Source organism: Chelativorans sp. AA-79 (genome assembly GCF_029457495.1).
Classification (GTDB): Bacteria; Pseudomonadota; Alphaproteobacteria; order Rhizobiales; family Rhizobiaceae; genus Chelativorans.
The window spans coordinates 1133817-1146896 of record NZ_CP120361.1 but is presented as its reverse complement, the minus strand read 5'-3'; the positions used below and the strand labels follow the sequence as shown (position 1 = coordinate 1146896).

At 65.6% G+C, this 13080-nt stretch carries 9 protein-coding genes; 7 read left to right on the top strand and 2 right to left on the bottom strand.

The window, feature by feature from the left end; translation table 11 throughout:
• Nucleotide 1 precedes the first annotated feature (1 nt).
• On the bottom strand, nt 2-1348 hold the full coding sequence (locus PVE73_RS05825) for a polysaccharide biosynthesis/export family protein (protein WP_277366042.1): 1347 nt from the start codon (nt 1346-1348) through the stop codon (nt 2-4).
• A gap of 317 nt (nt 1349-1665) precedes the next feature.
• Between PVE73_RS05825 and PVE73_RS05820 the strand changes: the two genes are divergently transcribed.
• The 3 genes from PVE73_RS05820 to PVE73_RS05810 all read left to right on the top strand — a co-directional run bounded on the left by PVE73_RS05820 (nt 1666) and on the right by PVE73_RS05810 (nt 4498).
• Nucleotides 1666-2796 carry a glycosyltransferase gene (locus PVE73_RS05820; protein ID WP_277366041.1) on the top strand — a complete coding sequence of 377 codons (1131 nt, stop codon included), beginning with the start codon at nt 1666-1668 and terminating at the stop codon, nt 2794-2796.
• A gap of 16 nt (nt 2797-2812) precedes the next feature.
• Nucleotides 2813-3112: a hypothetical protein gene (locus tag PVE73_RS05815; RefSeq protein WP_277366040.1), complete on the top strand. Its 300-nt coding sequence runs from the start codon at nt 2813-2815 to the stop codon at nt 3110-3112.
• 387 nt (nt 3113-3499) lie between these two features.
• Nucleotides 3500-4498 (top strand): hypothetical protein, encoded by a 999-nt coding sequence (locus PVE73_RS05810; RefSeq protein WP_277366039.1) that lies wholly within the window; start codon nt 3500-3502, stop codon nt 4496-4498.
• A gap of 28 nt (nt 4499-4526) precedes the next feature.
• Here the strand turns inward: PVE73_RS05810 and PVE73_RS05805 are convergent, their stop codons facing one another.
• Complete coding sequence (locus PVE73_RS05805) at nt 4527-5012, bottom strand: hypothetical protein (RefSeq protein WP_277366038.1); 486 nt, start codon at nt 5010-5012, stop codon at nt 4527-4529.
• A 512-nt stretch (nt 5013-5524) separates the two neighbouring features.
• Between PVE73_RS05805 and PVE73_RS05800 the strand changes: the two genes are divergently transcribed.
• From PVE73_RS05800 to PVE73_RS05785, 4 genes are all read left to right on the top strand, one after another.
• The gene (locus PVE73_RS05800) at nt 5525-7297 is read left to right on the top strand and encodes a hypothetical protein (protein WP_277366037.1); all 1773 of its coding nucleotides are present in this window, start codon (nt 5525-5527) and stop codon (nt 7295-7297) included.
• A 143-nt stretch (nt 7298-7440) separates the two neighbouring features.
• Nucleotides 7441-9414: a hypothetical protein gene (locus tag PVE73_RS05795; protein ID WP_277366036.1), complete on the top strand. Its 1974-nt coding sequence runs from the start codon at nt 7441-7443 to the stop codon at nt 9412-9414.
• A gap of 14 nt (nt 9415-9428) precedes the next feature.
• Nucleotides 9429-11723, top strand: a complete 2295-nt coding sequence (locus PVE73_RS05790; RefSeq protein ID WP_277366035.1) for a type I secretion system permease/ATPase — start codon at nt 9429-9431, stop codon at nt 11721-11723.
• Between the two features lie 8 nt (nt 11724-11731).
• Nucleotides 11732-13066: an HlyD family type I secretion periplasmic adaptor subunit gene (locus PVE73_RS05785; protein ID WP_277366034.1), complete on the top strand. Its 1335-nt coding sequence runs from the start codon at nt 11732-11734 to the stop codon at nt 13064-13066.
• Nucleotides 13067-13080 lie beyond the last annotated feature (14 nt).

The following is a 13080-nucleotide window of genomic DNA, read 5'->3' as shown; positions in this document are numbered from 1 at the left end:
TCTATCGCGCAAGCAACTCGCCCAGCGCAGAAGCACTCGCCGCGGCGGACGGACCCCCGCTCGCCATTTCCGTCAAATCCAGGCGGACATCCAGGACATCGCCCGGCTCGAGCGGCGTGCCGGGCGATGCCTGGATCGTCTCTCCGCCCTCGCCGCCGCGGATGATCGTGAAGCTGAGCGGCTGCTCCTCCAGCATCGCCTGCATGCCGCGCCGGGAGATGGAGGCGCCGGTGGCCTCGAGAAGCTGTCGCGTGATCTCGCGCCGAAGCTGAAGCGCCTCGAGCTCCGCATTCACGATCTGCAGGTCGCGCACGATTTCGGTCTTGCGCTGGCTCTTCAGGTTCACCACGTCGCGCTCGGTCTCGCTCTGCCGCTGCTTGGCGCGCATGGAAGCCACGGCGAGATCCAGCCTGTCGCTCTGCAGATCGGCCAGGATACGCTCGAGGCCCGTTTCCCGCGACCGCGTGACCGTGCCGCTGTCGACGAGCTTGGCGACGTCCTTCAGCTCCGCCTCGGCGATCTGCACCTGCCGGTCCTGTGCGACCATCTTCTCGTCGAGCACCTTGATCTCTTCGGCAAAGAGGGAGGCCAGTTCCTCGAGCGAGCGAAGCTGCCGCGCGAAGGCCTCGTTCCGCGCGCCGAACATCGCCTTTTCCTCTTCCAGGACAGCCGCGACGGCGCCGCTCGGACTGGCGCTCCCGATCTCGGGCGGAAGCTCGATGGACGTCTTTCCGTTGAGTTCGGCCCGCAGGCGCGCCTGCTTGACGGCGTTGCGCTTCATGTCCAGCTCGATGCGCCCGAGCTCGCCGATATAGCGGATCTGCTCCAGTTCGGAATAGCCGCCGAGGGTATCCGTCCTGCGCACCCGCCCGCCGGCCATCGCAAGCGCCTGGAGCACGGTGAGGCCCGGCCGGTACTCGAACTCGCCGGGCCGATCGACACTGCCATTCACATAAATGGACGGAAAGCGCACGACCTCCACCGTCGTCGCCGGCGGATCGACGAGACCGGTCTGGCGCTTCAGTGCCTGCGCGATCTCGTCGGCCACGTCCCGCGCCGTCCGCCCGCTCGCATGAACCTCTCCCACGAGGGGCACGGAGATCGAGCCGGCCTGTGAAATCACATACTCGCCGTTGAGCGGGGTCCACTCACGATACTCGCCGAGCGTCGACACCCATTCGAGGACGGTGACCTTCACACGCGTCTGCGGCCGCAGCTCGAAAGTTTCTTCCGCGAGAGCGTAGGCGGGCCACAGGAGAAGGAGCAGTGCCAGGAATGCGGGGAAGACGCCGACCGCCCGCCGCAAGACGACGGACGACTCATACCAGCCTGCGCCGATCATCAACATGAAAGTTCCCCCTATGCCACACCCGGGCACCGCAAGGACGCGGGAGCCCCGGCCTCCCGGTGATCATCGTTCGAATCCCGACGGGGTAAATACCGAGACGCCTACTCACTTTCGGGGAGAATCGGCGGGTCACCTGCGTCTTTGGCGTAGGAAGAGGGAGGCAGAAGAGGGATCGGGGACCGATCGGAGGAGGGGGTCGCCCGTTTGCGCCGACCGGCTGAACTTTCGGTTGAGCGGACAGTCGGGATGGATAGCGTGTCTCTTTCCGCCCTTTCTGCCCATCATTGCCAATTGGGGCGATATTGGGGGAGATGATCTTGCGGGTCGCGATTGTCCATTACTGGCTGGTATCGATGCGTGGCGGGGAAAAGGTCGTGGAGGCGTTCTGCGACATGTATCCCGACGCCGACATCTTCACCCTGATCTATGACGAGAAGAAGGTCTCGGAGAAGATCCGGCGCCACAAGGTGACCACCTCGTTCCTGCAGAAGATCCCCGGCGCGGTGAAGCACTACCAGTCGCTGCTGCCGCTGATGCCCTTCGCGCTCGAAAGCTTCGACCTCTCGGGATACGATCTCGTCCTTTCCAGCGAATCGGGACCCGCCAAGGGCGTCATTCCCGGCCCGCAGGCGGTGCATATCTGCTACTGCCATTCACCCATGCGCTATCTATGGGACCATTATCATTTCTACCGCGCGGGCTCGGGCGCACTGAAGCGCTCGCTGCTCAGCGTGCTCGCCCCTCCCCTTCGGGCGTGGGACGTGACGACCAGCGCGCGGGTGGACCAGTTCGTCGCCAACTCGCGGCATGTCGCAGACCGCATCGAGAAATACTACCGGCGCGACGCCGCCATCGTCAGCCCGCCGGTCTCCGTGCACGAATTTGCGCCGGCCGCCGCCACGAAGGACTATTTCCTCCTGGCCGGCCAGCTGGTCGGCTACAAGCGCGCGGATCTGGCCGTCGAGGCCTTCACGAGGATGGGAGAGAACCTCGTGGTGATCGGCGAAGGCCCGGAACTGGCGAAGCTGAAGCGCATCGCCGGTCCGACCATCACCTTTCTCGGGCACGCGCCTTTCCCGTTGCTGAAGGAGATGATGTCGCGCTGCCGCGCGCTGGTCTTCCCCGGCGAGGAGGATTTCGGGATCGTGCCGGTCGAGACCATGGCGAGCGGGCGCCCCGTCATCGCCTACGGCCGGGGCGGCGCCCTGGACAGCATCGTTCCGGGACGGACGGGCGTTCTCTTCCACGAGCAGACCGTGCAGGGCCTGGTGGAAGGAGTGCGTCGCTTCCAGTCGATGGAACGGACCTTCCGGCCCGACCTCATCCGCGACCACGCGCTCCAGTTCAGCGAAGCCAACTTCAAGGCCCGGATGCACCAGATCATCGGCGCGCGGCTGCAGCACCCGGTGCCGGACGAGCCCGCGTTCCGCAACCAGGCGGCAGCATAGAGACCCTTGAGAACCCATGGCGACCGATTTCCGCACGCGCAATCCGAACTACGACCGCCATGCCGATTGGCAACGCATGACGCGGCTGATGCGCATCCTGGACGAGGTCGAAACGGGGCTCGTCGCCGAAAGGAGAGGGCTCGAGGGGCGCCGCCTCCGGGCGATGGAAATCGCCTCCTCTTCGCCTTCCGGCGAGCCCCGCGACGGGGAAGACCCGCGGAGCGCCTGCAACGGTCGCCTGGAGGATCTGCAGCGGCAGATCCTGCTCGTGGCGCGCCTGCGCGAGATGATTCGCTCCCTCGCCGACCACACGTAACCCGCTGATTGCAGCCGGTCGGGAAGCGGCCGGCTGCGCCCGGCTGCCTTTCTAAATGATTAGATCGGGACGGCGATTACTCTGACAAGATGAGATCGCTAACACCTATGCGTTGGTAATTTTGCCCAAATATCCGGTCTACATCGCTATGAGGCGGCTCTATGATCTGCCTGCTGATGCGCAGAGGGGCGCGTGGGCGGCATGAGCGACACAGCCTTCAAGGGCATGGGTTTTCCCCCGTCCGCCGGTGAACCGCTTCACCGAGGAAGGCCGCATGCGACCACGAAGAGCAGAGCAGGAGCGAACGGATATGAGTGTCGGCAAACCGGGCGCGAGTGGGTGATGTGGCACGCAAGCAGCTCGCAGCGAGCGATTTCGCAGACGGACATGCCCCTGATGCTGTCGCTCATCCATCGAATGACCGAGAGCTTCGGCCTCAATCTTGCGGGTCTCAATGTGGTCGTGCCGGCGGCCAGCGGCTATATGGCCGCCGCCGCGACCATCGCGCTGCTGGGCGGAGCGTCAAGCGTGACGGCCGTCACGCGCCCGTCCAACCGCTACTATTCCGCCCAGGAGGCGGCTGACGTCACCCATTCGCTGGCCGCGCTCGCCCGGGTCGACCAGGGCCTCGCCATGCGCGACCGCATCGACCACCAGACCTGCAGCAGCACCAACATCCTTCTCAACAGCGAGCCGATCCGCCCCATCACGCGCTCCATTGTCGAGCGGCTGCCGCCCCATTCCGCCATCGCGACCCTGCGCGAGGCGTGGATGGTGCTCGACGACGATCTCGACATGGATGCGTGCCGGGAGCACGAGATCCCGGTTGCGGCCGTCAACCAGTCCCATCCGCTGATCGGCGGGGCCGAGTTCCAGCCCGCCCTGTGCCTGAAGATGTTCGAGACGGCGGGCATGGCGGTCGACCGGGCGGTCATCGCGCTCATCTGCGACAACCCGCTGGCCTACAATCTCCAGCGCGGCCTCAGGGAGGCGGGGGCGCAGGTGGTGGTGTTCCAGAGCCCCGACGTGGTCTTCTCCCATCCCTGGGACGCGGTGGTGCTGGCCCAGCGCCCGGAAAGGAAGCCGCGGCTCGACATCGGCGATCTCGGCAAGCTCGCGAAGGTGGCGGTCGACACGGTCGTCGTCCAGTACTGGGGCGACATCGACCGCAAGGCGGCGCGCTATTTCGGGCTCAAGGTGTGGCCGCCGCGCAGCCCCGGCAAGGGGCAGATGGGCATGCCGATCGAGATGCTCGGGCCCGAACCGATGCTGCGCCTGATCGCCGGCGCGCTCAAGTCGGCCGAGCTCGTCCTTGCCGGCGAACCGCTCGATCCCGAGGGCGTGGCCCAGCGCGTCGACGACGACGGGCCGCCATCCGAAGGCTGACAGGGGCCTCCCGGCCGATACGGCGCGATCAGGAGACCGGAAAATCGTGTTTCCGGGCGATCGCCCAGATGGTCTTGTTGATCTCTATGAGCGAGGAGATGCTTCTCCTGATCCGCTCGACCTCCATATCGTCGAGGCTCTCCACCTTCCCGTATTTGATCTCGTCCCGGCTTTCGAAAATGCGCATGAGCTGGGTGATGCCCCGCCCGCTTTCCGGGTCGAACGAATAGATGCAGTGGTTGAACTTGTTGCGCAGCCCCGCCTGCTTCGAAAGTTGCTGCGTGACCGCGAGGATCTCCGACCGGCAGGCGGGCGGGGTCTTCTGCATCTTGGCCAGGCGTTCGACGAGATCGATTCGCGCGCGCGTGGTGTTCAACGTCAGGAAGATCACGATCGCGGTCTCCTTGTCCACCCGCGCGAGGCCCGCGATCAGATAGATGAGCAGGCTCTCGGTGTTGGTCCAGGTGTAGTTGAGCTGCCCCACGAGGAGAAGAATGTCCTGGAGCTTGGGCATCGGCGCCTGCTTTCTTTCCCCGCACAAACCGTTTTGATCGGATCGAGCCGAGTGTAGCCGATCGAAACCGGTGTGAAATCCATCGAACGGAGTAGGAGACGAGCCTTTCGGGCAGGCACAATGGCTGTATTGCAGTTGCGGAAGCGTCCGATCTTGGTGAGGCGATCTGCCTCGATGGCGCGAAATTAAGCCATCCAGCCTCCTTTTTGGGCATCGCTAGGCCGAACTGCCGTCTTCTTTCCATGCGCGGGCAGCGAGACACTTCCGCCGTCAGATGGGGAAAGCGAATCGCGCCGCCGGCCCTCCACGCAATCGAGGCGTCGACGGCGCGCCCGCCCCCGGATGAAGCTGGAGGATCACCAGAGAGAAAACCACAAGGAAACGGCGTTCCGCCGCGTCGATGCGCGCCCGGCCGCCTCGAGTGATCACAATCAACAGCCCGCACGGCGAAGACCGCTAAGGAGATGAATGGTGGTCAAGCTGTCGCGGCCTTGGATCGAGGACACGACACGATGAGTAACCCCAACAACCACCTGTTCGGTTTGTTCGACCCCTCGCAGGAGCAGCAACAGCAGCAGCAGCAACGCGAGCAGCAGCAACAGCAGCAATCGCAGTCGAACACCAACGAAAATACCAATACCAGCAACACCGGAAGCAATGCCGGTAGCAACGCTGGCAGCAATGCCGGAAGCAATTCCGGCAGCAATGCTGGAAGCAATGCCGGCAGCAACTCAGGAAGCAATGCGGGCAGCAACGCCAGCAGCGTCGGTGAGAACACGAACCTGAACGGGAACGGCAATCTCAACGGCAACTTCAACGGCAACCTGAGCGCCACGACCAACGACAACACGGTCACCAGCAACACCAACAGCAACACGACCGTAGCCGTCAATGTCGGGCTCGACCTGACCGGCTATGAGCCTTCGGATGACGATTTCGCCGACATCGACATGAACGGCAACGACAACAACATCGAGGGCATGTTCAACATCAATTTCGAGGACATCCTCAATGACGCGCTGACAGGCGCGGGCAACGACGTCGGCAATGTGATCAACCAGGTCAACAACATCTCCGACGACGACAAGCTCTACGAAGCCGAGGTCAAGAACGACGGTACCTTCGAGCAGCTCATCGAGTCCGATGGCGGTTTCGCCAAGGCCGATGACGGCATTGCGGCCGGCGGCGGCGGCGGTGACGGCGGCTCGGATGCCGATGCCGACGGCGGCAATGGCGGCCATGGCGGCGTAGCGCTCAGCGCCGGCGGCACGGGCGGCAACGGCAGCGGCGCGGCAAGCAGCGGCGCGACCGGCGGCGCGGCCGCGGGCGGTGTAGCGGTTGGCGGCAACGGCGATGGCGGCACCGCTGACAGCGGCCGAGCCGACGGCGGCCGGGGCGACGGCGCCCGCGGCGGCGACGGCGGCGTGGGCCTTGGCGCGGGCTTCGGGCTCGGTCTTGGCCTGGGTGTCGGCGCGGCATTCGCCGGTGACGGCGATGACGGCGGCGACAGCGACGGCGGCAACGGCGGCAGCGGCGGATCGAGCGGCGACGCCAATGGCGGCGACACCGGCAATGCGAACGGCGGGGACGCCACGGGCAGTGACGGCATAAGCGCCAACGACCCGTCGCTCTCGCTCTTCAACGTCGGCGACGCAACGGATACGGCCGGCAATGGCGGGATCAACACCGGCGGCGCCGGTGGCGGAACGTCGGGCGGCGGCGGTGGTGCCGGCGGCGGCTCCGGCCCTGGCGGTGCCGGTGGAGCCGGCGGCGCGGCCACCGGATCGGGCGCCGGTGATGGTGCCGGCACCGGAAGCGGCACCGGGACCGGCGGCGCGGGCGGCGTGGGCGGCAGCGGCGTTGGCGGTGCGGCCACCAGCGGTGACGCCACGGTCGGCGACGCGATCGGCGGCGCGGCCACGGCCGGCGGCGGCACCGGCGGCGACGCGCTGAGCGGCGCCTGGGTTTCCGGCGACGGCGGTGACGGCCTCGGCGGCTGGGCATCGGCCGGCGGGGGCGGCGCAGGCGGCATGGGCGGCACGGCCTACACGGGCGCCGGCGGCGCTGGCGGTGCCGGCGGAAGCTGGGGCACCGGCAATGGCGACGACGGCTATGTCTACGGCCACAGCACCGCGACCGCCGACTCGGCCGTCAGCACAAGTGCCTTCAACCAGGAAATCGTCATGGGTGCGAACCTGCAGCAGAACGCGGTCGACATGACCGTCGTCGGCGGAAATCTCACGAGCTCCGTCGCCGGCGAGGACTTCGACGACGCGACCACCTGACAGGTCACCCATGGGGTGGGGGCGTTTCATCGGCTTTGCCGCGGCAAAGCCGATGAAACTGGGACTGCGCGGGACGCCCGCGCAGTCTTAGCAGCCTCTAACGACCTGAAGGAGGTCGGCCGATATAGCGAGGAGGTTCACCGATGCAGATGGATCGGATCACGGAAGCCATTGCCCACTTCATCGGCCTTTTCGATCTCACCGTCGAGGAAGCACGCCTGAGGGACGGTTACGAGAACTTCCACGCCAAGAAGGCGGCAGCACCCGATCTCTCCGACCTGCCCGCAGCCGACGTGCCCTTCGAGGCTCCCTATCAGCTCCTCGGCTACGATCCGAAGCTTGCTTATCAGGCATTGCCCCAGACGATCATCGCCATCTATCCCTGGCTCAATCTCGAATTCGCCCGCCCCGAAATTCCGGTGAACGGGTTTTATGAGACCGCCTCTCCGGTCAGTTTCTCCTTCGTGAACACTGCTCACGCGACATCCTACCGGATCGAGATGCCGGAGGTGGAGCCGGTCGGGTCAGTCGCGAACTACGTTCATCAGGGCATCAAGCTCTCCGACAACGACTATTTCAGCGTTGGCGGCCACGGCCTGATCTTCGCGCCCGATCCCGTGGACGACACACAGCTTCTCGATCTCGCCGCCAAGGCGGCCCAGTTCATGCCGCTCGAAGGGCTGGAGATGCCCGGATCTGCCGAAGAGGTGGTCGCCTTCGTGAAGGACGCCGCCAAGCTCCTGGATGCCGTTCCCGCAGGCGAGCAGGACCATGCCAATGTGGTGAAATCGGATGTGATCGTAGGCAAGTTCGTCAATGGCGAGAAGGTGGACGGCGATCTCCCCAAATTCGAAGACCACCACAGCTTCGACGAGGAGACTGGCGACAGCCAGGGTAACGCGAAGCTGACGGAGAACGGCGTCGAGATCGACGTCTCGGTATCCATCGAGACCGGCGGCAACACGCTGGTCAACAATGCGATCCTGAAGAGCTACTGGGCGGCAGCACCCGTGACGGCCGTCATGGGCGAGCATATGGAGATCAATGCGATCATCCAGATCAACGCCTGGTGCGACAGCGACTACGTCACCTCCGCCGTGGGCGACTGGATCAGGCAGTCCGACCCGACGCAGGCTTTCAACATCGCCTCCTTCGAGCGGTTCGACGACTTCGGAGAGGAAGCGGCCGCGCCGGATGAGGAACCCTTCTTCCCGCGGCACTGGAGCGTGACCGAGATAGACGGCGATCTCATGATCATGAGCTGGCTCCAGCAGCTCGCATTCATCACCGACAACGATATCGGGATCATCTCCTCGTCGGGCGTCTCAAGCCGCGTCTATTCCGGCGACAATCAAGCCTACAACGACATCTCCCTCGAGCAGATCGGCTTCGGCTACGACCTCATCATCATCGGCGGCAATGTCTATGATGCGAGCATCATCCAGCAGCTCAACCTTCTTTGCGACAGCGATCTCGTCGGCGCCGCCGCGGGTTTCGAGACCACCGGCGAAGGCGCGGTTTCCACCTCCGGAAACCTGCTGTGGAACCAGGCCCATATCTACAATGTCGGCGGATCCGACCGTTTCGAGACCGTGCCGGATGCCTATCGGGAAACGGCCGAGAAGCTCGCCGCAGGCGAGGACTATCTGAGCGACGGCGTCCTTTCCGACAGCGCGTTTGGCGGATATGGCGGGCTGCGAGTGCTCTATATCAAGGGCGACCTGCTGAACCTCCAATATGTCAAGCAGACGAACATACTGGGCGACAGCGACCAGCTCGCCCTCGCGATGAACGCCGAGGACGCCTATCCGGGTGCGTCCTGGTCCGTCACCACGGGGGGCAATACGCTCGCCAACAACGCGGCGATCATGGATCTCGATTCCGTCGGCAAGACCTATGTCGGCGGAGGACAGTATTCGACCGACCTGCTGATCCAGGCGGAGTTCATCTCCACCGACCCCGATCTCGGCGCCCAGGATCCCGACGTCCTCGTCAACGAGGCCATCGCCTTCCTCGATGACGAGATGGCGGGGGCCGGCGAGGCGCAGCACGCCCCCAACCACCAGGGCGAAACCGACTACCTGCACTCGGATGGCGTGCAGACGATGCTCGGATGACCGTCGAGAGCAACATGTCCGAAAGCAGCCTTTCACCCAATCCGACCCGGAAATGGCAGGAGCACGGGGGGTTCTCGCGCCCGCCGACGGCAGGCGATGGATTTTCCGCGGGACATGACCGGCTTTCCCACCCCTTGTCCCCCGAAAGGGAGCGCCTCGAGCGGACGAACGCCTTGATCGACCGGATGGTGCGCGAGGTCTTCAGCACCGTCGAGAAGGAACGGGCGGCGGCACAGGCCGGCACGGCTCCACGGGTTTCCCGCACAAGGGAGAGGGGGAACGCGCAGGAACAGGCCGTGCGACGGGATCCGGACGCGCCTCGGCGCGAGGAGCCTGCTCCGCAGAACCGGCGGCAGGAAACCGCCGAAAGCAGCGCCTCCCGGCAGCAGGACGTCCTCGTGGAGGAGAAACCAAAGGCGGAATTCAGGGGAGCGGGCCGGCCGGAGGGCATGGTTTCCATCGATGGGGACAGGCGTCCGATAGAGGCCAGGAAACAGGCTCCCGACAGTCCGGCGGCTCGGGACGGTGGAGGACCGGGGACCGCCACGCCGGCGGGCGGTGGTGACGGCGTCTTTCACAAGCGGCTCGGTCCGATCGACTTCGCCGCATGCCTGAAGGCAGGCCTCACCGCCGTCCGCAGGAACCTCGCCATCGTGATGGTCTTCACCGTCGCGAGCAACGTCCTGGTGCTGGCGATCCCGGTCTATCTCTTTCAGATCTCGGACCGCATCCTGACCAGCCGTTCGCTGGACACGCTGGTGATGCTGACGGTGGTGATCGTCGGCGCCGTCATCATGCAGGCCGCGTTCGATGCCATCAGGCGCTTCATCCTGATGCGCACCGCCGTCGAATTCGCCGCCCAGCTCGGCTCGCCCATCCTGAGCGCCGCCGCGCGCGCCTCGCTTTACAGCAACGGGCGCGAATACCAGACGCTGGGCGACCTGCAGCAGGTGCGCACCTTCCTCGTCTCGCGCACCCTGCTCGCCTTCCTCGATGCACCCATCGCGCCGCTCTTCGTGCTCGCGGTGTTCCTGATCCATCCGCATCTGGGCTTCATCGTCGTGCTCACGGGCCTGCTTCTCCTGGCCTTCACGCTGCTCAACCAGCGCGCCACGGCCAAGCCCTTCAGCGAGGCGAACACCGCGCAGGTGAAGGCAAACCTGCATCTGGAATCCATGTCGCGCAACTCGCAGATCATCAACGCGCTGGCCATGATCCCCGAGGCGGTGCAGATCTGGGGCAAGGACACGGCCGGTTCGCTCAAGGCGCAGGTGATCGCGCAGGACCGCAACATCGTCTTCGCGGCACTCTCCAAGGGCTCGCGGCTCCTCACCCAGGTGGGGATGCTCGGCTGGGGCGCCTATCTGGCGATCGAGGGTGAGATCACCGGCGGCATGGTGATTGCCGCCTCCATCATCGCCGGCCGCGCGCTGGCGCCGATCGAAGGCGCCATCGAGGGGTGGAACCAGTACAGCCAGTCCCGGTCTTCCTATGAGCGCATCGCGGCACTGCTGAAATCCTCGCCGCTCAACCTGGAGCGCCTCAACCTGCCGCGTCCGGAAGGCCGGCTCGACGTGGAGCGGCTGCTCTACGTTCCCCAGGGAACCAAGCGCGTGGTGCTCAACGGCATCTCCTTCGCGCTCGCGCCGGGCGACTCGCTCGCCGTGATCGGCAATTCGGGGGCGGGGAAGACCACTCTCGGCAAGATGCTGGTGGGCTCGATCCTGCCCACTTCGGGCAGCGTGCGCCTCGACCTGATGGACCTGCGCAACTGGGACCAGCGGCAGTTCGGCGAGAATATCGGCTACCTGCCGCAGGACGTGCAGCTCTTCCCCGGCACGATCAAGGCCAACATCGCCCGCATGCGGGAGGACGCGACCGACGCGCAGATCTACGAGGCGGCAAAGCTCGCCGACGTGCATGAGATGATCGCCAACCTGCCGCATGGGTATGAAACGGTGGTGGCGGCGGACGGCTCGCCGCTTTCGGGCGGGCAGAAGCAGCGCATCGCGCTTGCCCGCGCCTTCTTCGGCGGCCCGCGCCTGGTGGTGCTGGACGAGCCGAACTCGAATCTCGACAGCGCCGGGGATGCGGCCCTCCTGAAGGCGCTCCAGCACGCCAGGGAGAACCGGATCACGGTGATCACGATCACGCAGCGCCCGGCGCTGCTCGACAGCGTGGACAAGATCCTTCTGCTCGTGAACGGGACCGTGGCCCTCTTCGGCAAGCGCCAGGATGTACTCCAGGCGCTCGCCCAGCGCGGCGTCACCATCGAGAGCGGGGCCTTCGGCCACCAGCAGATCCAGTAGGAACGCCCATGTCCGACATCGCCAAGGTCCACGACATCGACTGGTACGCCGAAGTGCCCCGGTCGATCACCAGGCAGACGACGATCGGCCTCGTCCTGCTCGGCCTCACCTTCGGCGGCTTCGGCGGCTGGGCGCTCACTGCGCCGCTCGCGGCCGCCGTGATCGCGCAGGGCAGCTTCGTGGCCACGGGACAGAACAAGATCATCCAGCATCTGGAAGGCGGAATCATCAAGGAGATCCTGGTGAACGAGGGCGACCATGTCGAACTCGACCAGCCGCTGATCCGGCTCGACGAGACTGCGGCGCTGGCGAAGGAGCGGGAGCTTTTCCTGCGCCAGGTGCGGCTGGAAGCGGTGGCGGCCCGCCTGCACACCCAATTGCGCGGGGACGAGGAGATAAGCCTGCCGCCCATCCTCAGGGACAACCGGGCGGACGTGGATGTCGCGCCGATCCTGAACGGCCAGCAGCTCAATTTCGAGGCGTGGAAGACGAAGCTGCAGAGCGAGGTCGCGTTGCTGGAGCAGAACATCGAGGCGCTGGGCCACCGCGCGGAGGGCTATGAGAAGCAGCGCGAGGCGACCGTCATCCAGCTGCAGCTGCTGCGTGAAGAGGCGGAGGGCAAGGAGACCCTGCTTGCGAAGGGGCTGATGCGCAAGACGGAGATCAAGGCCATCCAGCGCGCGATCGCCGACGCGACGGGAGAGATCGCCCGCCTTGCCGCGGAAGTGGCCGAAACCCGCTCCCAGATCAACAAGGAGCGGCAGCAGATCATCCAGACCGAGATGGCCTACCGTGAAGCCGTTCTGGATGAGCTGCAGGGCATCCAGGCGGAACTCGATTCGGTGCGCGAGCAGTCGCGCGCGGCCGAGAACGTGCTGCAGCGTGCGACGATCAACGCGCCGGTGACGGGCACCGTCGTGCGTTTGAACTATCACACGGCTGGCGGCGTGATCGAAAGCGGCAAGGGGATCATGGAGATTCTGCCGGTGGACGCGCCACTCATCATCGAGGCCCAGGTGCCCAGGAACGAGATCGACGACGTGCGGATTGGGCAACAGGCGACCGTGCGTCTCGTCTCGCTCAACCAGCGGACCACCCCGGTGCTGCAGGGCGACGTGTTCTACGTGTCGGCCGATGCGCTGAAGGGAGACCAGGCGGCATCGCAGGAGTTTTATCTTGCGCGTATCCGCCTTCCGGCCAGCGAGCTCGCACGCGTGCGGGGCTTCACGCCCACGCCGGGAATGCCGGCCGAGATCCTGATCCAGACCGCGGAGCGGACCTTCTTCGATTACCTTGCGAAGCCGATCGCCGACAGCATGTCCCGCGCCTTCACGGAGCATTGATCCTTGCCGAGGCC

Excerpts from the sequence above, each read along its gene's own strand:
- PVE73_RS05825 (WP_277366042.1), bottom strand. The coding sequence starts at position 1,348 with ATGTTGATGATCGGCGCAGGCTGGTATGAGTCGTCCGTCGTCTTGCGG.
- PVE73_RS05815 (WP_277366040.1), top strand. The coding sequence starts at position 2,813 with ATGGCGACCGATTTCCGCACGCGCAATCCGAACTACGACCGCCATGCC.
- PVE73_RS05810 (WP_277366039.1), top strand. The coding sequence starts at position 3,500 with ATGCCCCTGATGCTGTCGCTCATCCATCGAATGACCGAGAGCTTCGGC.
- PVE73_RS05805 (WP_277366038.1), bottom strand. The coding sequence starts at position 5,012 with ATGCCCAAGCTCCAGGACATTCTTCTCCTCGTGGGGCAGCTCAACTAC.
- PVE73_RS05800 (WP_277366037.1), top strand. The coding sequence starts at position 5,525 with ATGAGTAACCCCAACAACCACCTGTTCGGTTTGTTCGACCCCTCGCAG.
- PVE73_RS05795 (WP_277366036.1), top strand. The coding sequence starts at position 7,441 with ATGCAGATGGATCGGATCACGGAAGCCATTGCCCACTTCATCGGCCTT.
- PVE73_RS05790 (WP_277366035.1), top strand. The coding sequence starts at position 9,429 with ATGTCCGAAAGCAGCCTTTCACCCAATCCGACCCGGAAATGGCAGGAG.
- PVE73_RS05785 (WP_277366034.1), top strand. The coding sequence starts at position 11,732 with ATGTCCGACATCGCCAAGGTCCACGACATCGACTGGTACGCCGAAGTG.